Source organism: Streptomyces sp. NBC_01351 (assembly GCF_036237315.1).
Taxonomy (GTDB): domain Bacteria; phylum Actinomycetota; class Actinomycetes; order Streptomycetales; family Streptomycetaceae; genus Streptomyces.
The window spans coordinates 3,173,265-3,195,321 of sequence record NZ_CP108356.1 but is presented as its reverse complement, the minus strand read 5'-3'; the positions used below and the strand labels follow the sequence as shown (position 1 = coordinate 3,195,321).

The following is a 22,057-nucleotide window of genomic DNA, read 5'->3' as shown; positions in this document are numbered from 1 at the left end:
GCGCGCGCCCGTCCCCGGCGGGGCGGGGACACTCCGGGGCGTCCCCGCAGGACGAGCGAACACACTGCCGGGCAACGGGCCGGCCCCGCCGGGTTCGCGAGCCGAGGAGACGTCCCGGAGGGGCCCCGCCCCACCCGAAGCCGCGGCCGGGTCCGCACGGCGAGGCCCCGCGCCCCGCGCCCCGCACCCGCGCTGCCCGCGCTGCCCGCGCTGCCCACGTCGCGCGCGGAGCCGCGGACCGGGGAGACTGGCGGCATGAGCTACCGCGTGCCCCAGCCCGTTCCGCAGGTCATCCTCGACGACATCCGGGGAGCCCAGAAGATGCTGTCCGGCGTCTCCCGGGTCACCCCGATGGAGGGCAGCCGGTACCTCTCCTCCCTCACGTTCTCCCCGGTACACCTCAAGTGCGAGAACCTGCAGCGCACCGGTTCCTTCAAGCTGCGCGGCGCGTACGTGCGCATCGCCGGCCTGCGCCCCGAGCAGCGGGCCGCCGGCGTGGTGGCGGCCAGCGCGGGCAACCACGCGCAGGGCGTGGCGCTGGCCTCCTCGCTGCTGGGGGTGCGCTCCACGGTGTTCATGCCGGTCGGGGCGCCGCTGCCCAAGGTGGCCGCGACCCAGGAGTACGGCGCCGAGGTGCGCATGCACGGCCAGGTGGTCGACGAGACCCTCGCGGCCGCCCAGGAGTACGCGGACCGCACGGGGGCGGTGTTCATCCACCCCTTCGACCACCGCGACATCATCGCGGGCCAGGGCACGGTGGGCCTGGAGATCCTCGAGCAGTGCCCCGAGGTGCGGACCATCCTCGTCGGCATCGGCGGCGGCGGTCTCGCGGCCGGTGTCGCGGTGGCGGTGAAGGCGCTGCGGCCGGACGTGAAGGTGATCGGCGTGCAGGCGGCGGGCGCGGCCGCGTACCCGCCCTCGCTGCTCGTCGGGCACCCGGTGTCCATCGACAACCCGACGACGATGGCGGACGGCATCAAGGTCGGCCGGCCCGGTGACATCCCCTTCAAAATCATTGGAGAGCTCCTCGACGACGTGCGTACGGTCTCCGAGGACGCGCTCTCCAGCGCCCTGTTGCTGTGCCTGGAGCGGGCGAAGCTGGTGGTCGAGCCGGCCGGGTGCAGCCCGGTGGCCGCCCTGTTGAGCGAGCCCGAACTGTACGACGGCGGGCCGGTGGTGGCCGTCCTGTCCGGCGGGAACGTCGACCCGCTGCTGCTGCAGCGGATCCTGCGGCACGGCATGGCCGCGGCGGGCCGGTACCTGTCGCTGCGGCTGCGCGTCGCCGACCGGCCGGGGGCGCTGGCAGGACTCCTGGGGGTGTTGTCAGAGGTGGATGCGAACGTGTTGGACGTGAGCCACGTGCGGACCGACCCGCGGCTGGGGCTCACGGAGGTGGAGGTGGAGCTGCACCTGGAGACGAAGGGCCCGGAGCACTGCGCGGAGGTCGCGCGCTCGCTGCACAGCGCCGGTTACAAGGTGATGAGCTAGCGGAGGCTTGTGAGGACGCGTTGGCGTCCCGGGCGGGCGGGGATCACCCGTTCGGCCGGGCGACGCATGCCCGGCGCCCATATGATCACACGTGCACCGATTCTGCTGGCCCGATTCGCACTGGGAGAATCCGTATGCCAGGCGCCATTTACGCCGAAGGTCTGGTCAAGACCTTCGGTGATGTACGGGCTCTGGACGGCGTGGACCTCGATGTCCCCGAAGGCACCGTCCTGGGTCTGCTCGGCCCGAACGGCGCGGGCAAGACCACGACCGTACGCGTCCTGACCACCCTCCTCCGGCCCGACAGCGGCAATGCCGTCGTCGCCGGCATCGACGTACTCAAACACCCCAACGAGGTCCGCCGGGCCATCGGCCTCTCCGGCCAGTTCGCCGCCGTCGACGAATACCTCACCGGCCGCGAGAACCTCCAGATGGTCGGCCGGCTCTACCAGATGAAGGCCAAGGCGGCGAAGGCCCGGGCCGAGGAGCTGCTCGAACGCTTCAGCCTCGCCGACGCGGCCGACCGCACCGCCAAGACCTACTCCGGCGGCATGCGCAGGCGCCTCGACCTCGCCGCCGCCCTCGTGGTCAGCCCGCCCGTGATGTTCATGGACGAGCCGACCACCGGTCTCGACCCCCGCAACCGCCAGCGGCTGTGGGGGATCATCAAGGAACTGGTCGCGGGCGGCACCACCCTGCTGCTCACCACCCAGTACCTGGAGGAGGCCGACCACCTCGCCCACGACATCTGCGTGGTCGACCAGGGCAAGGTCATCGCCCGCGGCACCTCCGACCAGCTCAAGGCCCGTACGGGCGGCGAGCGGGTGGAGGTCGTCGTCCACGAGCGCGAGGACATCACCGCCGCGCGCGAGGTCCTGGCCGGCTTCGGCAAGGGCGAGACCACGGTCGAGGAGCACACCCGCAAGCTGACGGTGCCCGTCTCCGGCGGCGCCAAGTTGCTGGCGGAGGTCATCCGGGAACTGGACGGCCGGGGCATCGAGATCGACGACATCGGCTTGCGCCGCCCCACCCTCGACGACGTGTTCATATCCCTGACCGGCCACGCCGCCGAACGCGAGGCGGAAGGGAACGGCGATGAGAACGGCGGGGCCCCGGCCGACGCCAAGGGCCGCAAGGCAGCGGCGGCGCGGAAGGAGACGGCGAAGTGACCCTCACCTCCCCGACCCCGGGCACCTCCCCGACCCCGGAGCTAGCGGCACCCCACCCGCGCGGCGGCATCGTCCAGGGGGTCAACGACTCCCTGGTCATCGCCAAGCGGAACCTGATCCGGATGTCCCGGATCCCCGAGATGATCATCTTCGGTGTGATCCAGCCGGTCATGTTCGTCGTGCTCTTCAGCTATGTCTTCGGCGGCTCCATCAGCGTCGGCGGCAACACCTCGCCCGCGGCCTACCGCGAGTTCCTGATGGCGGGCATCTTCGCCCAGACCGTCACCTTCGCCACCGCCGGCGCGGGCGCGGGCATCGCGGACGACATGCACAAGGGCCTCATCGACCGCTTCCGCTCCCTGCCCATGGCCCGCGGCGCGGTCCTGACCGGCCGCACCCTCGCCGACCTCGTCCAGACCACGCTCACCCTGGTCGTCCTGGCCGTGGTCGCGCTGATCGTCGGCTGGCGCACCCACACCAGCATCGGCGAGGTCCTCGGCGGCTTCGCCCTGCTGCTCCTGCTGGGCTACGCCTTCTCCTGGATCGGCGCCCTGATCGGCCTGTCGGTGCGCACCCCGGAGGCGGCCACCTCGGGCGGGCTGATCTGGCTCTTCCCGCTGACGTTCATCTCGAACGCCTTCGTCCCCTCCGAGAACATGCCGACCTTCCTGCGGCACATCGCGGAGTGGAACCCGTTCAGCGCCACCGTCCAGGCGGCCCGGGAGCTCTTCGGCAACCTCCCGCCGGGCTACCCGGTCCCGGAGGCCTGGCCGATGCAGCACCCGGTCATCGCCTCGATCATCTGGTCCGTGCTGATCATCGTGGTCTTCCGGACCCTGGCGGTCCGCAAGTACCGCTCGGCGTCCGCGTAGGCCCGCGGAACGCACCGAAGCACCGAACGCACCGAAGCCCGGCCGGATCATTCCGGCCGGGCATCGGCGTTCTGCGATGTGCTGCGAAGAGAGAGGGTGATCAGCCGGTGAAGGGCTTGACGTCAAGGATCTTGACCGAGGCCTTCTTGCCGTTCGGCAGCTCGTACTCGGCGTCCTCGCCGATCGCCTTGCCCATGACACCGGTGCCCAGCGGGGACTGCGGGGAGTACGTCTCGAAGTCCGAGGACGCGTACTCGCGGGAGGCCAGCAGGAACTCCATGGTGTCGTCCTCGTCGCCGTCGAAGGCGATCTTCACGAGGGTGCCGGGGGCCACCACGCCGTCGGAGGCGGGCGCCGTGCCGACCTTCGCCTTCTCGAGGAGCTGCGTGAGCTGGCGGACGCGCAGCTCCTGCTTGCCCTGCTCCTCCTTGGCCGCGTGGTAACCGCCGTTCTCGCGCAGGTCGCCCTCCTCGCGGGCGGCTGCGATCTTCGTGGCGATCTCCGTGCGTGCGGGACCAGAGAGGTAGTCCAGCTCTGCCTTCAGCTGGTCGTACGCCGCCTGGGTCAGCCAGGTGACGCTCTCGCTCGTCTGGGTCACGGGTGCTCCTCGTCGGTACAGGGGACTACATAGCCGCCAGCGGCGGGCGAAACCACGAGCCTAACAATTCGGGAAGAAAAGGGGGAGGACCAAGGCGTCTCCTCGGCGTCGGCAGCGACCGGATCGCCGCCCGTCCCGGAGCGGGAGTCGAGCGGCTACCGCACCGGCAGGCCGGTGTTCCCGGGCGTGGCGGAGGAACCCGGCGGACCGGACTGACCCGCCCGACCGGCCGACGGAACCGTCAGCTCCCGGAAGCGGCCGGCTGACAGCCGACCAGCTCGATCATCACGGCCCGCGCGGTGGTCTTCAGCGACACGACCTCGTCCACCCGCGCCTCGGACTGCGCGAAGGTGAAGTCCGCCCGGCCGACCTCGCCGTGCTCCTTGTCCTGCGAGGTCAGGGTGCACACCCCGGTGGCCGAGGCCTCCTTGCGCACCTCCAGGTGCACCTGCACCTCGGTGTCGGAGACCACCTGGAACTTGATCACCTCGGCGCTGACGCTCTGACCGGCCATGTAGTCCCAGCCGATCCAGCCGATCACGCCGAGCAGCACGACGCCCAGCGCAGCCCCGACGATCTTGAGCTTCCGGTCGGCGCGCTCGTCCGCCGACCGGCCGTACCGGCCCTCGGGCAGCCCTTCGCGCACCGCGCTCATGATCGTTTCCTCTCGCTGGGGAAGGTGAAGCACCCCCGGAATTTTCCGCCCCCCGGTTCGGTCACTATAGAAGTCGACCGTCGCGCCGAAACACAGAGGATCCTGTCTTGACCGAGCAGCTTCGACTGATGGCCGTCCACGCCCACCCCGACGACGAGTCGAGCAAGGGCGCGGCCACCATGGCCAAGTACGTGTCCGAGGGGATCCCGGTCCTGGTCGTCACCTGTACCGGTGGCGAGCGCGGCTCTGTCCTGAACCCCAAGCTCCAGGGCGACAAGTACATCGAGGACAACATCCACGAGGTCCGCGCCAGGGAGATGGACGAGGCGCGCCAGATCCTCGGCATCGAGCAGGAATGGCTCGGCTACGTGGACTCCGGCCTCCCCGAGGGCGACCCGCTGCCGCCGCTGCCCGAGGGCTGCTTCGCCCTCGCGGACGTCGACGAGGCCGCCGGTGAGCTGGTGAAGAAGATCCGCGCCTTCAAGCCGCAGGTCGTCACCACGTACGACGAGAACGGCGGCTACCCGCACCCCGACCACATCATGACCCACAAGATCTCCATGGCCGCCTTCGACGGCGCGGCCGACACCCGGAAGTACCCGGAGGCCGAGTTCGGCCCGGCCTACCAGCCGCAGAAGCTCTACTACAACCAGGGCTTCAACAAGCCGCGCACCGTCGCCCTCCACGAGGCGCTGCTCGCGCGCGGCATGGAGTCCCCCTACGGGGAGTGGCTGGAGCGGTGGAAGGAGTTCGAGCGCAAGGAGCGGACCCTGACCACCCACGTGCCCTGCGCGGACTTCTTCGAGATCCGTGACAAGGCGCTGATCGCGCACGCCACGCAGATCGACCCGGACGGCGGCTGGTTCCGCGTTCCGATGGACGTCCAGCGCGAGGTCTGGCCGACGGAGGAGTACGAGCTGGCGAAGTCGCTCGTGGACACTTCCCTCCCCGAGTCCGACCTCTTCGCGGGCATCCGGGAGAATGCCTAACCATGAGCGCTACGCAGGCAGCAATCACCCAGTTCCTTCCGCTGGCGGCCGACACCTTCGACAAGAACAAGGTGACCCCCGGCATCCTGGGCTTCCTCGTGTTCGCGGCCCTCGCCCTCGGCGTGTGGGCCCTGATGAAGTCGATGAACCGGCACATGGGCCGGGTCAACTTCGAGGAGGCCCCGAAGCCGGGCCCCACGAACGCGGAAGCCCCCCGGACCCCGTAGGGACCCCGTCACGTGAGACGGCCGCCCCCGGAAATCGGGTGGGCGGCGCTGGCCGGACCTGCTCGTACCCACCCCGACGGGGCCGGGTGCGTGTCGGGGCGTCCCCGCAGGGCGCCGAACGCAACCCCGCTCGGCCCTCCGACCCCTCGCCACGTTCGGCGTCCGAGGAGACGCCCCGGCGCGCGCCCGGCCCCGGCGGGACCCTGAGCGCGGGCCGGGCCGGGCCGCTGCGCGGAGCCTCCCCCCTCCCCGCCCCTTCCCGAAACCGGGGGCTCCGCCCCCAGACCCCGCGCCTCAAGCGCCGGCGAGGCTGGATCCGGGCTCTGCCCCAGACCCCGCGCCTCAAGCGCCGGCGAGGCTGGATCCGGGCTCTGCCCCGGACCCCCGCGCCTCAAGCGCCGACGAGGCTGGATCGGGCCCGCGGAGCCATCCGCCCCGCACCGCCAGGTCGGCCCCGCAACGCTCCGCCCTACGCCGGCCCCGCCGGCCCCGGCACGCCCATGACCTCCCGCGCCTGCTGGTTCGGGACCAGGCTCAGCCGCCACGCCTGCCAGCCCTCCGCCGGGTCCACGCCCCGGCCCAGGATCACCCCGTACGTCTCCAGGCAGTCCTCCAGCCGCCCGTCCCGCGCCGGATGCGGCGCCTGCGCCAGCCGGGCCAGCTCCGCCCGCGCCTCCTCCGGCGCGGACGGCACCGCGTACGGCAGCATCGTGCAGCGCAGGAAGCGCGCCCAGTCCTCCCCGCGCCGGTCCCCGTAGGAGATGAACAGCCGCACCGCCTCCTCGCACTGGCCCAGCGCCTGCGAGACCTTGGCGTTGCCCGCGTCCACCACCGCCAGCTCCAGGCAGGTCCACGCCTCGCCGTGGGCCAGCCCGATCCGCCGGAAGTCCGCCCGCGCGTCCACCAGCAGCTGCCGGGCGAAGCCGGAGTTGCGCAGGTTGCCCGTCTGCGCCGCCCGCTGGTCGCGCGTCACGCGGCCCGAGTGGTGACGGGCGTGCGCCAGCCCGTACACGTCCCGCATCCGCGAGAACATCGTGCGGGCCCGCTCCAGCTCCCGTACCGCCTGATCGCGCTCCCCGGCCTCCTCCAGCGCCTGCCCGAGGTGGAACAGCGTCCACGCCTCCCCGCGCGCGTCCTCCGCCTCCCGGTGCCGGGCCAGCGCGTCGCGCAGCCGCTCCAGCGCCGCCCCCGGATCCCCGTCCACCACCCGGGCCCGGCCCAGCTGGGTCAGCGCCCAGGCCTCACCGCGGTCGTCGCGGGTGCGCCCGTACAGGTCCAGGGCGAGGCGCAGCTCCGACTCGGCCCGCCCCACGTCCCCGTACCGCAGGTGCACCTGGCCCAGCTGGAAGTGCGCCCAGGCCTCGCCGTGCACGCTCTCGCTCTCCCGGTGCAGCGCCAGGGACCGCTCCAGCAGGGCCGTGGCCTCGGCCAGCCGGCCCAGGTCCCGCTCCACCGCCGCCAGTGCGTGCAGGCCCCACGCCCGGTCGCCCGCCAGCTCCGCAGGCTCCTGCAGGACGAGGGCCTCGCGGATGCGGGCCGCGGCCTCCGGGAGGTTGCCCTGGTGGTGCAGGGTGATGCCGAGCGAGACCAGCGCCATCGCCGCCCCCGCCTCCTGATGCGCCTCCATGTACCCGTCGACCACCGAGGTCAGCGTGGTGCGGGCCTTGTCCAGCTCGCCCAGCTGGCGGGCGGCGATGCCCGTACGCCACTGCACGGAGCGGACGAGCCGCCCCTGCCGGTCCCCGGCGTCCGCGTCCCCGCCCCCGTTCTCGACCCGGGCGGCCGCCACCGCCTGCGTCAGCTCGTCGATCTCACCCAGCCGGTACAGGTCCCCGCGCAGCAGGCAGAAGTCGCACAGCGCGCCCAGCAGGTCGAGCACCGCCTGCTGGTCCACCCCCTCGGAATGCCGCAGCGCCGCCGTGATGAAGCTCGACTCGTCGTCCAGCCAGCGCAGCGCCGCGTCCAGCGAGGTGAAACCGTGCCCGCCGAACTGGTTCGCCCGCGTCGACATCTTCCCGTCGACCATCCGGATCACCGAGTCCGCGAGCTGTGCGTACACGCGGATCAGCCGCTCGTGCGCCGCCACCGCCCGCTCCCGGTCCTCGTCCACCGCGAGCCGCGCCGCCGCGTACGCGCGCACCGCGTCGTGCATCCGGAACCGCTGACCGCGCACCCGCTCGATCAGCCCCGCCTCCCACAGCTCCTCCAGCATCCGGAGCGCCGCCTGCTCCGGTACGTCGGCCAGCGCGCCCGCCGCCGCACCGCCGAGGGACGCCCGCCCGGCCAGCGGCAGCCGACGCAGCAGCTGCCGGGCCGGTTCGGAGAGCCGGGCATCGGCGGCGGCGAGCGCGGCCTCCACCGGATGCCTCCCGCCGGCCTCGGGGACCACGCCCGCACGGGCCGGCGCGGCCAGCATCCGCAGCGCGAGGGGAAGCCCGCCGCTCAGCTCCACGGCGGCGGCGACGGCTTCCGGAGCCGCCTCCGGCGCCCCCTCCTCCGGCTGGGCGGCCCGGACCAGCTCCGCCGCGTCCGCCGGCCCCAGCCGCTCCACCGGCAGCTGGTGCACCCAGGCCGCCAGATCTTCGGGCAGCTCCAGCGGCTCCCGCGCCGTCACCAGCACCAGGCTCTCGGACCGCTCCGGCACCAGCATCCGCACCTGCGCCGCGTCCACCGCGTCGTCGAGGACCACCGTCACAGGGAGCCCCTGCATATGATGGTGGTACAGCTCGCCGAGGCGGCGCACCTGCTGCTCGGCCGTGGCCCCCTCGCGGAACAGCAGCTGCTCCCGGGGAGCGCCCAGTCGGTTCAGCAGGTGCAGCAGCGCCTCCCGCGTCGACAGCGGCGCCTCCGCCCCCGGCGAACCGCCCCGCAGGTCCACCACGCAGGCGCCCTTGAACTGGTCCCGCAGCCCGTGCGCGGCACGCAACGCCAGGGCCGTGCGGCCCGCGCCCGGCTCACCGTGCAGCACCACGACCACGGGCCGGGTCTCGGTACTGGCCCGCGCCGCCTGCACCCACTGCGCGATCCGGGTCACCTCCGCACGTCGGCCCGCGAACAGTCCGGCCGGATCCGGGAGTTGCCCGAACGACTGCTCCAGCGCACTGCGCCGCCGGGCCTCCGCGCTGCGGTCCGTGCCGCGCAGCTGCGGCGCGGGCCTCGCCGTCGTGGTTCGGGCCGTCGCCGGCCGGGGCGCCCGGGCCGCGGCCGTGACCTTCCGCTGCTGCTCCAGGAAGGGCCGGACGCCGCGCACCTCCAGCGCCGACAGCCACTGGAGCCGCAGCTGCTCCGGCCCGCCCGGCCGGCCCAGCTCGCCGGCCCGCCGGTTCGCGGCCGGCAGGTGCAGCGCGGTCACCTTCGCCACCGTCGCCACCGCCCCGGCGATGCCCACGACGGCCCCCGTGGTCAGCGCCGTACCGGCCGCGACGCCGAGCGCGAGGTCCGTCCCGATGGCTGTCGCGGCCGCAACCGCTGTGACCAGTACGGCCGTTGAGGTGTTCCCCCGCCGGAAGGCCTCCCCGAGGGACTCGTCCCCGGCCGCCGCCTCGTCCAGGGCTCGCACGTACGCCTCGTACTCCGGCGCCGCACTCGCGGCGAGCGCGTCCAGCGCCTCCTTGCCCCGGGCCAGCAGGGCCACCCCATCGACCGCCGCCCCACCCGCACCGGCGCCCCGCCGGACCTCCTCCTCGACGGCCCGCCCCAACAGCCGCTCGGCCTCACCGCGATGGCTGTCCCGCATCGGCATCCCCCTCAGAGAGCTCCGGCAACGTGCCACAAGTGTCCGCCGGTACGGGCGATCGCGCGAGGGAATCTGAGCTAGATCAGAGGGAGTTGGCGATTCCGGGGCCCGTCCTATAGACATCGCTCCTTTGATCCATTCGGATCGGACCAACACCAACGGGGGCGCGGATGACGGTACGAGAGATCAGGACGGCGGCCAGGATCATCGGCCGCCGCAACGCGCTGCGCTACCTGGCCATGGGCGTGGGAGCCTCGCTGCTCGCCGCCTGCACGGGCAACGGCACGCCCAAGGACAAGGCCGCGACTCCGGGAGCGCCTTCGCCCACCGGCGCGGCTTCGCCCACCGGCGCGGCACCCACCACCGGGGCCCCCGCCACCGGTGCACCCGCCCCCGCCCCCACCGGCTCGGGCCCGGTCGGCCGTGCGCTCGACTTCTTCATGAAGGGCACCTGGAACCTCGAATCCACCTCGGTCGGCGGCAAGAAGGCGCGCGCCAAGGTCACGGTGAACGCGGACGGCGGCGGCAACAGCGGCTGGACCATCGAGTGGGTCGAGAACGGCGAGACCTGGAGCGGCAGCTACCTGCATCGCAACAGTGTCCTGCGGCTGACCATCGTGGAGGGACCGGCCAGTCCGAAAGACGCGGACGCCCAGGTCAAGAGCGTCCCCGCGACGGTCGGGGACACCGTCTCCCTCACCCTCCCGTGGCAGCCCCCGGGCGCCGGCCTCGCGGGCAAGGCCCAGCGCCTGGAGATCCAGTACGCGAAGAACACCCTCACCATCCGTCACTTCGACGACGGCGGCCCCACCACCCACGTCTGCACCCGCGCGTGAAGGCCGTGTGGCGAGGTCTCGCGGTCCTGGTCGGCTGCGCGGCGGGGCTCCTGATGGTCTGGTCGACCACCGGGTTCGAACAGGAGCTCCCCGACAAGGGATTCGTCCTCCGCCTCGAAGAGCCCGCGACGGCCGCCGACCGCGACGTCCACCGCTTCCTGCGGAACTGGCAGATCGCCGATTTCGTGCTGGCCGACCTCAACGCGTACGTCGACCTCCCGCACCGCGTCATGGTCGTCGCCCGCTCCTGCGCGGGCGAAGGCACCGCCTACGACCCGTCCGAGCGCCGCATCGACCTCTGCTACGAAGACCTCGTCGAGGAACGCGAGGCGTTCGAGCGGGCCGAGTCCTGGCTCCAGGACGAGGACCTCGCCGACCTCACCCGCGAGACCCTCTACCACGAGGCCGGCCACGCCCTCCGCGACGCACTGGACCTCCCCGACGCGGGCGCCCGCGCCGAGGAGGACGCCGCCGACCGCTTCGCCCAGCTGATGCTCCTGCGCGGCCACCCGGAGGGCGAGGACACCCTCCTGACCGCCGCCCGCGCCTACGACCTCGCAGCCGCCGCCGACCCCACCCCGGACCCCGCGGACGAACACGCCCCACCCGCCACCCGCGCCGAATCCCACCGCTGCGCGGTCCACGGCGACGCGGCCCCCACCCGCCACCGGAACCTCGCCACCCCGGCCCGCGCCCACTGCGCCGGGACCTGGGCCGCCACCCGCGAGGCCTGGACCCGAGACCTGACCCCGCTGTTGCGCCGCTGATCCCCCGGCCGCGTACCGTGCACGAATGATCGATTTCTCCGAGACGTCGCCGGACGACTTCCTCGCGGCCCTGCGGCGGGGCGCGAGCCACGTGTGGTCCGTCGAAGCGGCCGTCTGGCTGCTGGAACATCACGGCGTCTGGCTGCACGACCCGCGACTGCGCCCCTACGTCGACGGCGGGGTCGAAGAGGACGGCACGGTCTGGGCCGGCCTCCCCTTCCGGCGCGTCGGGGATGCGCTCGAAGCGGGCGCGTTCGGGGAGTGGAACGAGGACATCGCGGTCCTCAGGATCATCCTCAGCCTGTGGGGCCACTACCCCATCTCGCTCCGCTACACCGGTGAGTACCTCACCGAGGCGAACCTCACCCTGGTGGCGAAGGCCCTGTTCCTCGCGAACGGCTACGCCGAGCCGCACCACCTGCCCTGACCCCCGTTGGGGCAGGATGGCCCCATGCCGAACCGCCTCGCGAACGAGACCTCGCCGTATCTGCTCCAGCACGCCGACAACCCCGTCGACTGGTGGCCCTGGTCGCCGGAGGCCTTCGCGGAGGCGCGTGAGCGTGGTGTACCCGTTCTGCTAAGCGTTGGGTATAGCTCGTGTCATTGGTGTCACGTCATGGCCAACGAATCCTTTGAGGATGAGCTGTCGGCCGCGTACATGAACGAGCACTTCGTCAACGTCAAGGTCGACCGCGAAGAGCGTCCCGACGTCGACGCCGTCTACATGGAGGCCGTCCAGGCCGCCACCGGGCAGGGCGGCTGGCCCATGACCGTGTTCCTCACCGAAGACGCCGAGCCCTTCTACTTCGGGACCTACTTCCCGCCCGAGCCCCGCCACGGCATGCCCTCCTTCATGCAGGTCCTCGAAGGCGTACGCACCGCCTGGGTGGGCCGGCGCGAGGAGGTGGCCGAGGTGGCGGGGAAGATCGTACGGGACCTGTCCGGGCGGCAGTTGGACTACGGGAAGGCCGGGACTCCGGGGGCCGAGGAGCTCGCGCAGGCGCTGCTCGGTCTGACGCGGGAGTACGACGCCGTGCGCGGCGGGTTCGGCGGGGCGCCGAAGTTTCCGCCGTCGATGGTGCTGGAGTTCCTGCTGCGCCACCACGCGCGGACCGGGTCCGAGGGTGCGCTGCAGATGGCCGCCGATACCTGTGAGGCCATGGCGCGGGGTGGGATCTACGACCAACTCGGCGGCGGGTTCGCGCGGTACTCCGTGGACCGGGAGTGGATCGTCCCGCACTTCGAGAAGATGTTGTATGACAATGCGCTGCTCTGCCGGGTTTATGCCCACCTGTGGCGCACCACCGGCTCCGACCTCGCCCGCCGCGTCGCCCTGGAGACCGCCGACTTCATGGTGCGGGAACTGCGCACCGAGCAGGGCGGGTTCGCCTCCGCGCTCGACGCCGACAGTGAGGACCCGGTCAGCGGCGAGCACGTCGAAGGGGCCTACTACGCCTGGACCCCCGCCGAGCTGCGCGAGGCGCTCGGGGAGGAGGACGGGGAGCTGGCCGTCGCGTACTTCGGGGTGACGGAGGAGGGGACCTTCGAGCACGGGAAGAGCGTCCTGCAGCTGCCGCAGGACGGGCCGGCCGCGGACGCCGACAGGGTCGCCGGGATCAAGGCCCGGCTGCTCGCCGCGCGGGACGGGCGGCCCGCGCCCGGGCGGGACGACAAGGTCGTCGCCGCCTGGAACGGGCTGGCCATCGCGGCCCTCGCCGAGTGCGGGGCGTACTTCGAGCGGCCGGATCTGGTCGAGCGGGCCACGGAGGCCGCCGATCTGCTGGTGCGGGTTCACTTCGACGTGGCGTCCGGGAAGGCGCGGCTGGCGCGGACCAGCCGGGACGGGCAAGTGGGGCCCAACGCCGGGGTGTTGGAGGACTACGGCGATGTCGCCGACGGGTTCCTCGCGCTGGCGTCCGTGACCGGCGAGGGGGTGTGGCTGGAGTTCGCCGGCTTCCTCGTCGACCTGGTCCTGGACCGGTTCACCGCCGAGGACGGGTCGCTGTACGACACCGCGCACGATGCCGAGAAGCTGATCCGCAGGCCGCAGGATCCGACGGACACCGCCGCCCCGTCCGGCTGGACCGCCGCCGCGGGCGCGTTGCTCTCGTACGCCGCCCACACCGGTTCGGACCCCCACCGTACGGCGGCCGAGCGGGCGCTCGGAGTGGTGCACGCGCTCGGGCCGCGGGCGCCGCGGTTCATCGGGCACGGGTTGGCGGTCGCCGAGGCGCTGCTCGACGGGCCGCGCGAGGTGGCGGTCGTCGGCCATCCGGAGGACCCGGACCGGGCGGTGCTGCACCGGACGGCGCTGCTGGGGACGGCTCCCGGGGCGGTGGTGGCGGTCGGGCTGCCGCGGGCGGCTGACGGCAGCGGTGGCGAGTTCCCCCTCTTGGCCGAGCGCACACTCGTGCACGACCTCCCGACGGCGTATGTGTGTCGACATTTCGTCTGCGCGCGGCCTACGACGGATCCGGTCGAGCTGGGTGAGCAGTTGGGGACGGTTCGTCCCTGAAGAGGACGGAGTGCCGTCAATTCCGTTTAGTGACAGGGAAGTTCGGTAACGCGTTTTTTATCGACACAGCACCTGAGTGTCATGTTCACTGCCTAACCTCATGTCTTCGAGAGTTGTCGGAGTGTGGCCGGAAGGCCACCGCGACCGCGCACTGGGGGTGCGCGCACGAGGGGGAAGCGGAGGCGACGGACGGCGGGCCGGGGGGCCCGCCGTGAGTCTCCGGGGGGATTGACGACTGCCGCTCGGGGTTGCGGCATGCCTGTGGGGGGACGCTGTGTTCACAGCTGTGTTCATTTCGGTCATTTCGCTTGCGCTCTTCGGGATCGCCGCGTTCACGCTCTGGTGGCAGATGCACGCGTGGCGGACGCCGGAGGTGCTCGCCTCGACGCGTTTCGACCGCCCCGACGGGGGCGGCCGCCTGGCCTTCTCCCTGCTGCTCCCGGCCCGCCACGAGCAGGCGGTCCTGGAGCACACCATCGAGCGGCTGCTGGAATCGAGCCACGCCGACTACGAGATCATCGTGATCGTCGGGCACGACGACCCCGAGACGGCCGCCGTCGCCGAACGCGCCGCTGACCGCGCGCCCGACCGGGTGCGGGTCGTCGTCGACCACCACGAGACCAAGAACAAGCCCAAGGCGCTCAACACCGCCCTCCCGCACTGCCGGGGCGACATCGTCGGGGTCTTCGACGCCGAGGACCAGGTCCACCCCGAGCTCCTCTCCCACGTCGACCACGCCTTCCGCTCCACCGGCGCCGACGTGGTCCAGGGCGGGGTCCAGCTCATCAACTTCCACTCCAGCTGGTACAGCCTGCGCAACTGCCTGGAGTACTTCTTCTGGTTCCGCTCCCGGCTGCACCTGCACGCCGAGAAGGGCTTCATCCCGCTCGGCGGCAACACCGTCTTCGTGCGCACCGAGGTGCTGCGCGAGGCCGGCGGCTGGGACCAGAACTGCCTCGCCGAGGACTGCGACCTGGGCGTGCGACTGTCGTCCGTCGGCAAGAAGGTGGTCGTCGCGTACGACTCCGACATGGTGACCCGCGAGGAGACGCCCGGCTCGCTGATGAGCCTGCTCAAGCAGCGCACCCGCTGGAACCAGGGCTTCCTCCAGGTGTACCGCAAGAAGGACTGGCAGCAGCTGCCCGGCCGCGGTCAGCGCTGGCTGGCCCGCTACACGCTGATGACCCCCTTCATGCAGGCCGCCTCCGGGGTGATCATCCCGGTCAACTTCGCGGTGGCGGTCTTCCTCGACGTGCCCGTCGGGATCGCGTTCATCACCTTCCTGCCGATGCTCGCGGCGATGGTGACCTTCGTGTTCGAGATCGTCGGACTGCACGACTTCGGCCGCCAGTACGGGCTGCGCGTGCGCTTCGTGCACTACGTCAAGCTCGTCGTCGGCGGCCCGTTCTACCAGGTGATGCTGGCGGGCGCCGCGATCCGCGCGGTCTGGCGCGAGCAGCGCGGCCGCAACGAGTGGGAGCTGACCAGCCACACCGGCGCGCACCTGACGTCGCCGACGCCGACGGCGTTGCCGACGAGTGCCGCCACCGCCACCGCTACCGCCGCCACCGCCGTACCCGTCACCGCGATCCGAGAGGACGTCAGCCAGTGACCGCCACCCTGCCCACGGCCACTGATCCCCAGTCCCCGACCGGCACTGCCGCCGCCACCGCCACCGCTCCGGCCCAGCGCAGCCCGGGCGGGGGCCTGGGCGTCAGGCCCGTGTCCGTCCGGCCGCTCGTGCGCTTCCGCTCCTCGCGTCCCGATCTGCTGCTGTGCGGCGCCCTGTTGCTGGTGATCGTCCTCGTGCAGGGCTGGAACATCACCAACTTCCCGACCCTGAGCGACGACGAGGGCACCTACCTCGCCCAGGCCTGGGCCGTCCAGCAGGGTGACGGGCTCGCCCACTACACGTACTGGTACGACCATCCGCCGCTCGGCTGGATCCAGCTCGCCGGGCTGACGTACCTGCCGTCCCTCTTCGTGCCCGACTGGATGACCGTCGCGCCGATGCGCTTCTCGATGCTCGCGGTGTCCGCCGCCAGTGCCGTGCTGATCTACGTGCTCGCGCGCCGGCTGTGGCTGCCGCGCTGGGCGGCCGGGCTCGCGATGGCCCTCTTCGGGCTCTCGCCGCTCTCGGTCGTGCTCCAGCGCGAGATCTTCCTCGACAACATCGCCGTGATGTGGATGCTGCTGGCCTTCTGCCTGGCCGCTTCCCCCAGCCGGCACCTGTGGCACCACTTCGGCTCCGGGCTGGCGGCCGCCACCGGCGTGCTGACCAAGGAGACGATGCTGGTGGTGCTGCCGGCGCTGCTGGTGACGATGTGGCGCCACAGCCACCGCGACACCCGCAAGTTCGCCGTCACCGGGGCCATCACCGCCTGTGCGCTCATCGGCCTGTCGTACCCGCTCTACGCCCTCCTCAACAGCGAGCTGCTGCCCGGCGCCGGGCACGTCTCGCTCATCGACGGCATCACCTACCAGATGAGCCGCCCCGGCTCCGGCTTCATCCTCACCCCGGGCACCGGCTCGAACGGGGTCTTCCGCTCCTGGCTCTACTACGACACGGTCCTGCCGCTCGGCGGGCTGGCGGGCGCCGTGCTGCTGCTCGTCACCCTGCGCTGGTCGGTCACCGCCCGCGCGCTCGCCGGTCCCGCACTGGCCTGCGTCATCCTGGCGCTCGTCGCGATGCGGCCCACCGGCTACCTCCCGGCGATGTACGTGATCCAGGCGCTGCCCTTCCTCGCGCTCGTCCTCGCCGGGGGCGCGGCCAGCGTCACGCACGCCGTGCTGCGCCGCCGCCGCACCGCGGGGGAGCGGCGCGAACTGCTGTGGGCGCGCTGGGCGTTGATCGGGGTACTGGCCGCCTCCGCCGCGGTGTACGCACTGCCGCGCTGGTACGACGGCAACCGCACCGCGCTCACCGTCGACGCGAACGCCCCGTACCGGCAGGCCGCGGCCTGGCTCGGCAGCGAGGTGGACGACCCCGCGCACACCCGCGTCCTGCTCGACGACGCGCTCTGGCTGGACGCCGTGCACCACGGCTTCGAGCCGGGGCTCGGGGCCATCTGGTTCTACAAGGCCGACCTCGACCCGGCCGTCACCAAGACCCTGCCGGGCGGCTGGCGGGACATCGACTACGTGGTCTCCTCGCCGACCGTGCGCCGCGATGCGCGGGACCTGCCGAACGTGAAGGCGGCGCTGGAGCACTCGACCGTCGTGGCCGTCTTCGGCGAGGGCGAGGACCGCATCGAGATCCGCCGGACCGACCGGACCGACCGCGTCACTTCCGCAGCATCCGCCGACCGCCCGACCGGGAGCTGATCCGCCATGACCGAGGACCTGTGGTCCCCCCATGCCCCGGTCGAAGCGGGGCCCGCCGTTCCGGGGGCCCTGACCGGCAGTGTCACCCTCATCATCCCGACCTTCAACGAGTCGGGGAACGTCGCGGAGCTGCTGCGCCGGCTCGGTGCCGCGCTGCCCGAGCACCTGCCCTGCGAGGTGCTGTTCGTGGACGACTCCACGGACGACACCCCCGCCGCCATCGAGAAGGCGGCCGCCGACCACCCCTTCCGGATCTCGGTCCTGCACCGGGAGGTGGCCGACGGCGGGCTCGGCGGCGCCGTCGTCGAGGGGATCCGGCGGGCGGACACCGACTGGATCGTCGTCATGGACGCCGACCTCCAGCACCCGCCCCACCTGGTGCCCGAACTCGTCGGCGAGGGGATGCGCACCGGCGCCGACCTGGTCGTGGCCTCCCGCTACATCAGCGGCGGCAGCCGGGCCGGGCTCGCCGGGAGCTACCGGATCGCCGTCTCGCGGGGCGCGACCTGGCTGACCAAGGGCCTCTTCCCGCGCGCCCTGCGCGGCATCAGCGACCCGATGAGCGGCTTCTTCGCGATGCGCCGCTCGGTGGTCACCGCGGACGCCCTCAAACCCCTCGGCTACAAGATCCTGCTGGAGCTGGCGGTGCGCTGCCGCCCGGGCAAGGTCGCCGAGGTGCCGTTCGTCTTCCAGGACCGCTACTCCGGGGAGTCGAAGTCCACCGCCCGCGAGGGCATGCGCTTCCTGGCGCACCTGGCCTCGCTGCGCTCGGCGACCCCGCTGGCCCGGATGATCGGCTTCGGTCTGATCGGGCTCTCCGGCTTCGTCCCGAACCTGGCCGCGCTGTGGCTGCTCACGCAGGGCGGGATGCACTACCTCCCGGCCGAGATCCTCGCCAACCAGGCGGGAGTGCTGTGGAACTTCGTCCTCATCGAGGCCCTGCTCTTCCGTGACCGCCGCCTGCACCGGCACTGGGCGGACCGGATCGGCCGGTTCGCGCTGCTTGCCAATGCCGATCTGCTGCTGCGGATCCCGCTGATCGCGGTGTTCGTCGCCAAGTTCGGGATGGCGGTCCTGCCGGCCACCGCGCTCGCCCTCGTCACCACCTTCGTCCTGCGGTTCGCGGCGACCGAGGCCCTCGTCTACCTGCCGCGCAAGGCGCCCAAGCCTGAACGCACCACCAGGAGTTGAGCCGCACAGAAGGGAACTTTCCATGCGTCTGAAGATCCGGCGGAGGGCAGGGCGGCGGGCCGCGCTGCTGACCGTCGGGGCGATGACCGCAGGCCTGCTGCTGACCGCACCGCAGCAGGCCACGGCCGGACCGCCCAACCTGCTCTCCAACCCCGGTTTCGAGACGGCCGGCGCGCCCGGCTCCGACATGCCGTCCTGCTGGTCCAAATCCGGCTGGGGCGACAACGACTTCACCTTCGCCACCGTCGCGGACGCGCACAGCGGGACCAAGGCGATGAAGGTCTCGCTCACCCGCCGCGTGTCCGGCGACCGCAAGGCCCTGGTCACCGAGGACGGCACCTGCGCGCCGACGGTCGTGCCGGGCAAGCAGTACGACCTGGCCGCCTGGTACAAGTCGGACACCCCGGACGTGTCGGTGACCGTGTTCCGCCACGACACGACGGCGGGCTGGCAGTACTGGACCGACCTGCAGAATCCGCCGGTGAGCGCCGCGTGGGCGCGTACGGAGGTACGTACGCCGGCCGTCCCGCCGAACACCGACAAGATCGCGTGGGGGCTCTCCGTCTACGGGGTGGGCACGCTCACCACCGACGACTACGTACTGGAGGAGGTGGGCGCGGTCCCGCCGCAGCCGACCTGCTCGGGCACGGCGGAGGAGTGCGCCAAGGGCAAGTGGGAGGTGATGGCCACCAAGAACCCCGTGCGCTCGATGCACGCCGTCGTCCTCAAGAACGGCAAGGTGCTGCTGATCGCCGGATCGGGCAACGACATTGCCCAGTTCAACGCGGGCACCTTCACCTCCGCCGTCTACGACCCGGTGAACGGGACGGTCAAGACGATCCCGACGCCGGTGGACATGTTCTGCTCGGGCCACGTGCAGCTGTCCGACGGCCGGGTGCTGGTGATGAGCGGCAACAAGGGGTACCCGTCCGCCGACGGCACGATCGGCTACCAGGGGCTGAAGGACTCGTACACCTTCGACCCGACGACCGAGACGTACACGAAGACGAACGACATGAACGGCGGGCACTGGTACCCGTCGGCGACGATCCTCGGCAACGGTGACGTGATCTCCTTCGGCGGCCTGAAGGAGGACTCCACGGGCAACGTGACCGCGGAGAAGTTCTCGGCGGCGCAGAACAAGTGGCTGCCGATGAACGAGGTCAACCAGACCTGGTCCTACTGGGGCCTGTACCCGTCGATGATCCTCATGCAGGACGGCCGGCTCTTCTACTCCGGCAGCCACACCTTCGGCAACGGCACCCCCGGCACAGGCGCCTCGGTCTACGACTACGACGCCAACACCATCACCGACGTGCCCGGCCTGCGGAACAAGGACGAGCGCGACGAGTCGGCGAGCGTGCTGCTGCCGCCCGCGCAGGACCAGCGGGTCCTGACCATCGGCGGCGGCAACAACGAGCGCAACCCGGCCGCGAACCGGCTCACCGACATCATCGACCTGAAGCAGCCGAGCCCCGCCTACACCGCCGGGCCCGACATCCCGCAGGGCCTGGTCGACCAGGGGCAGGGCAAGCGGCCGCAGACCGGCGCCGAGGGCAAGATGTTCGTGTCCGCGGTGCTGCTCCCGGACGGCAAGGTGCTGGAGACGGGCGGCGGGCTGCACGACCGGGCCGACCCGGTCTACGAGGCCTCGTTCTTCGACCCGACCACCAACACCTATCAGGCGGGCCTGGCCACCGACCCGATCCCGCGCACCTACCACTCCGGGTCGTTCCTGCTGCCCGACGGCCGGGTCATGTCGGTCGGCGACAACCCGGGCAACGGCACCTACAACCACAACGTGTCGATCTACACCCCGCCGTACCTCTTCAAGGGCCCGCGCCCGCAGATCACCTCGGTGATCGACAAGCAGTGGGTGTACGGGGACACGCAGCGGATCACCGTGAACCGGGCGGTCGCCAAGGCGGAGCTGATCCGTCCGGCGGCGGTCACCCACTCCTCGGACCCCAACCAGCGGTTCGTGGACCTGCCGCTGACGGTGGTCAACGGCACGACCATCGACCTCAACGTCACCAGCAACCCGAACCTGGCGCCGCCCGGCTGGTACATGCTCTTCGCGGTCGACGCGAACGGCGTCCCGTCCATCGCGCAGTGGGTGCACCTGGGCGGCCCCTCGGCGCTCGCGGCCACCGCCGAGCCGCCCTCCGCTCACCAGCACACCTTCGCGAACGAGCTGGGGGCCCCGAAGCAGAACCCCGCCAAGCGGGACTCCGCCCCGGTCGCACCGAGCATCGCGGGCTGCGACCGCCACTACGGCACGGTCAACCTGTGCGTGCCGACCCGTTTCCCGGCCGAGGTGAAGGGGACGACGAAGGCCCGCTGCGACTGGCTGGCCGCCCACCAGTACCCGAAGCGCATGAAGGTCAACGGCAGCGATCCGCTGCGCCTGGACCCGGACCGGGACGGCTACACCTGCTAGTCGCCCGGTACGGAAAGGGGGGCCCGGCCGCGCACGGCGGCCGGGCCCCCGCCCACGGGGCCGTTCGGGCCAATCCGCCGGGGCGTACGGGTGAGATCCGGGGGCGGCGCGTGACCTCCGCCGCCCGGGGCATGCACGTTCTCCGGTGTGGAAACCACTGAACGCCCCCTCGACGGCGCACGCCGGGCGCCGAAGTCAGCCCACTGCGTCTGCGGCATCCTGCCGCCCTACATCCTCGACAGACTGGCCGAGGCGGACGACGCCGAGATCCGCGAGGCCGCCGAGAAGACCCTGACGATCGACGAGATGTTCCGGGAGAGGCGGAAGGAGGCGCCCAGAGAAGCGCGGGCGGCGGCGCCGGTCGGCCCGCCCCTCCTGCGGCGTTCGGTCTTCGACACCCACCAGAGCCGCAGACAGCCCGGTGACCTGGTGCGGTCCGAGGGGGAGGGCCCGGTGCTCGACGGCACGGTCAACCGGGCGTACGACGCCCTCGGCCTCACCTTCACCTTCTTCGAGGAGGTCTACGGCCGCCGCTCGATCGACGACGCCAACCTGCCGCTGGACGCGACCGTCCACTTCGGCCGCGGCTTCAACAACGCCTTCTGGGACGGCGAGGCCATGGTCTTCGGCGACGGTGACGGCCTGGTCTGGAACGACTTCACGCTCGACAAGGCCGTCGTCGCCCACGAGCTCGTGCACGGTGTCACCCAGTTCACGGCGGACCTCGTCTACGAGGACCAGTCCGGCGCCCTCAACGAGTCCATGTCCGACGTCTTCGGCAGCCTGGTGAAGCAGTTCTCCCGCCGGCAGACCGCGGAGGAGGCCGACTGGCTGATCGGCGCGGGCCTCTTCACCCCCGCGGTGCGCGGGCAGGCCCTGCGCTCGCTGAAGTCGCCCGGCACGGCTTACGACGACCGCATGCTCGGCGGGCGGGATCCGCAGCCCGACCACATGGACCGGTTCGTGGAGACCGACGAGGACGAGGGCGGCGTCCACATCAACTCCGGCATCCCGAACCGGGCCTTCTTCCTGGTCGCGAGCGCCATCGGCGGCTTCGCCTGGGAGCGGGCGGGGCAGATCTGGTACGACACGCTCACCTCCGGCGAGCTGTCCCGGCGCGCCACCTTCAAGCAGTTCGCCGAGGCCACGGTCGCCGCCACCAAGCGCCGCTTCGGGCAGGGGACGGAGCTCGAAGCGGTCCTCAAGGCATGGGCCCACGTCGGCGTGAACGGCAACGGCAATGGCTGACC

At 72.0% G+C, this 22,057-nt stretch carries 17 protein-coding genes; 14 read left to right on the top strand and 3 right to left on the bottom strand.

Annotated elements, in window-relative coordinates:
- Positions 1-255: 255 nt before the first annotated feature.
- The 3 genes from ilvA (at position 256) to OG625_RS14285 (ending at position 3,529) form a co-directional block, all read left to right on the top strand.
- Complete coding sequence (gene ilvA / locus OG625_RS14295) at positions 256-1,488, top strand: threonine ammonia-lyase (RefSeq protein WP_329380155.1); 1,233 nt, start codon at positions 256-258, stop codon at positions 1,486-1,488.
- Positions 1,489-1,622: 134 nt separating this feature from the next.
- The gene (locus OG625_RS14290; protein ID WP_329380152.1) at positions 1,623-2,657 is read left to right on the top strand and encodes an ATP-binding cassette domain-containing protein; all 1,035 of its coding nucleotides are present in this window, start codon (positions 1,623-1,625) and stop codon (positions 2,655-2,657) included.
- A complete protein-coding gene (locus tag OG625_RS14285; protein ID WP_329380149.1) occupies positions 2,654-3,529 on the top strand; it encodes an ABC transporter permease in 876 nt (291 codons plus the stop codon). Before OG625_RS14290 ends, OG625_RS14285 begins: the two co-directional genes overlap by 4 nt.
- Before the next feature lie 100 nt (positions 3,530-3,629).
- Here the strand turns inward: OG625_RS14285 and greA are convergent, their stop codons facing one another.
- Both greA and OG625_RS14275 read right to left on the bottom strand, forming a co-directional pair.
- Entirely contained in the window at positions 3,630-4,127 is a 498-nt protein-coding gene (gene greA, locus OG625_RS14280) for a transcription elongation factor GreA (protein ID WP_329380146.1), read from the bottom strand.
- 241 nt (positions 4,128-4,368) lie between these two features.
- The gene (locus OG625_RS14275; protein WP_329380143.1) at positions 4,369-4,782 is read right to left on the bottom strand and encodes a DUF4307 domain-containing protein; all 414 of its coding nucleotides are present in this window, start codon (positions 4,780-4,782) and stop codon (positions 4,369-4,371) included.
- A 107-nt stretch (positions 4,783-4,889) separates the two neighbouring features.
- On the opposite strand from OG625_RS14275, the gene mca reads away from it, so the two are divergent.
- Both mca and OG625_RS14265 read left to right on the top strand, forming a co-directional pair.
- The gene (mca, locus tag OG625_RS14270; protein WP_329380139.1) at positions 4,890-5,771 is read left to right on the top strand and encodes a mycothiol conjugate amidase Mca; all 882 of its coding nucleotides are present in this window, start codon (positions 4,890-4,892) and stop codon (positions 5,769-5,771) included.
- Between the two features lie 2 nt (positions 5,772-5,773).
- Positions 5,774-5,998: a hypothetical protein gene (locus tag OG625_RS14265; RefSeq protein WP_329380136.1), complete on the top strand. Its 225-nt coding sequence runs from the start codon at positions 5,774-5,776 to the stop codon at positions 5,996-5,998.
- A gap of 469 nt (positions 5,999-6,467) precedes the next feature.
- On the opposite strand, the gene OG625_RS14260 is transcribed toward OG625_RS14265, so the two are convergent.
- Positions 6,468-9,734, bottom strand: coding sequence for a tetratricopeptide repeat protein (locus OG625_RS14260; RefSeq protein WP_329380133.1), 3,267 nt, complete (start codon positions 9,732-9,734; stop codon positions 6,468-6,470).
- A 170-nt stretch (positions 9,735-9,904) separates the two neighbouring features.
- Between OG625_RS14260 and OG625_RS14255 the strand changes: the two genes are divergently transcribed.
- The 9 genes from OG625_RS14255 to OG625_RS14215 all read left to right on the top strand — a co-directional run bounded on the left by OG625_RS14255 (position 9,905) and on the right by OG625_RS14215 (position 22,055).
- Entirely contained in the window at positions 9,905-10,570 is a 666-nt protein-coding gene (locus OG625_RS14255) for a hypothetical protein (RefSeq protein WP_329380130.1), read from the top strand.
- 5 nt (positions 10,571-10,575) lie between these two features.
- Entirely contained in the window at positions 10,576-11,337 is a 762-nt protein-coding gene (locus OG625_RS14250) for a DUF4344 domain-containing metallopeptidase (RefSeq protein WP_329380127.1), read from the top strand.
- A gap of 25 nt (positions 11,338-11,362) precedes the next feature.
- Positions 11,363-11,764, top strand: coding sequence for a hypothetical protein (locus OG625_RS14245; protein ID WP_329380124.1), 402 nt, complete (start codon positions 11,363-11,365; stop codon positions 11,762-11,764).
- 24 nt (positions 11,765-11,788) lie between these two features.
- Entirely contained in the window at positions 11,789-13,852 is a 2,064-nt protein-coding gene (locus tag OG625_RS14240; protein ID WP_329380122.1) for a thioredoxin domain-containing protein, read from the top strand.
- Between the two features lie 274 nt (positions 13,853-14,126).
- Positions 14,127-15,464, top strand: coding sequence for a glycosyltransferase (locus OG625_RS14235; RefSeq protein ID WP_329380119.1), 1,338 nt, complete (start codon positions 14,127-14,129; stop codon positions 15,462-15,464).
- Positions 15,461-17,176 carry an ArnT family glycosyltransferase gene (locus tag OG625_RS14230; protein ID WP_443067716.1) on the top strand — a complete coding sequence of 572 codons (1,716 nt, stop codon included), beginning with the start codon at positions 15,461-15,463 and terminating at the stop codon, positions 17,174-17,176. Before OG625_RS14235 ends, OG625_RS14230 begins: the two co-directional genes overlap by 4 nt.
- Positions 17,177-17,182: 6 nt before the next feature.
- On the top strand, positions 17,183-18,367 hold the full coding sequence (locus tag OG625_RS14225; protein ID WP_329380116.1) for a glycosyltransferase family 2 protein: 1,185 nt from the start codon (positions 17,183-17,185) through the stop codon (positions 18,365-18,367).
- 22 nt (positions 18,368-18,389) lie between these two features.
- Positions 18,390-20,807, top strand: a complete 2,418-nt coding sequence (locus OG625_RS14220) for a galactose oxidase-like domain-containing protein (protein WP_329380114.1) — start codon at positions 18,390-18,392, stop codon at positions 20,805-20,807.
- 147 nt (positions 20,808-20,954) lie between these two features.
- Positions 20,955-22,055, top strand: coding sequence for a M4 family metallopeptidase (locus tag OG625_RS14215; protein ID WP_329380111.1), 1,101 nt, complete (start codon positions 20,955-20,957; stop codon positions 22,053-22,055).
- Positions 22,056-22,057 lie beyond the last annotated feature (2 nt).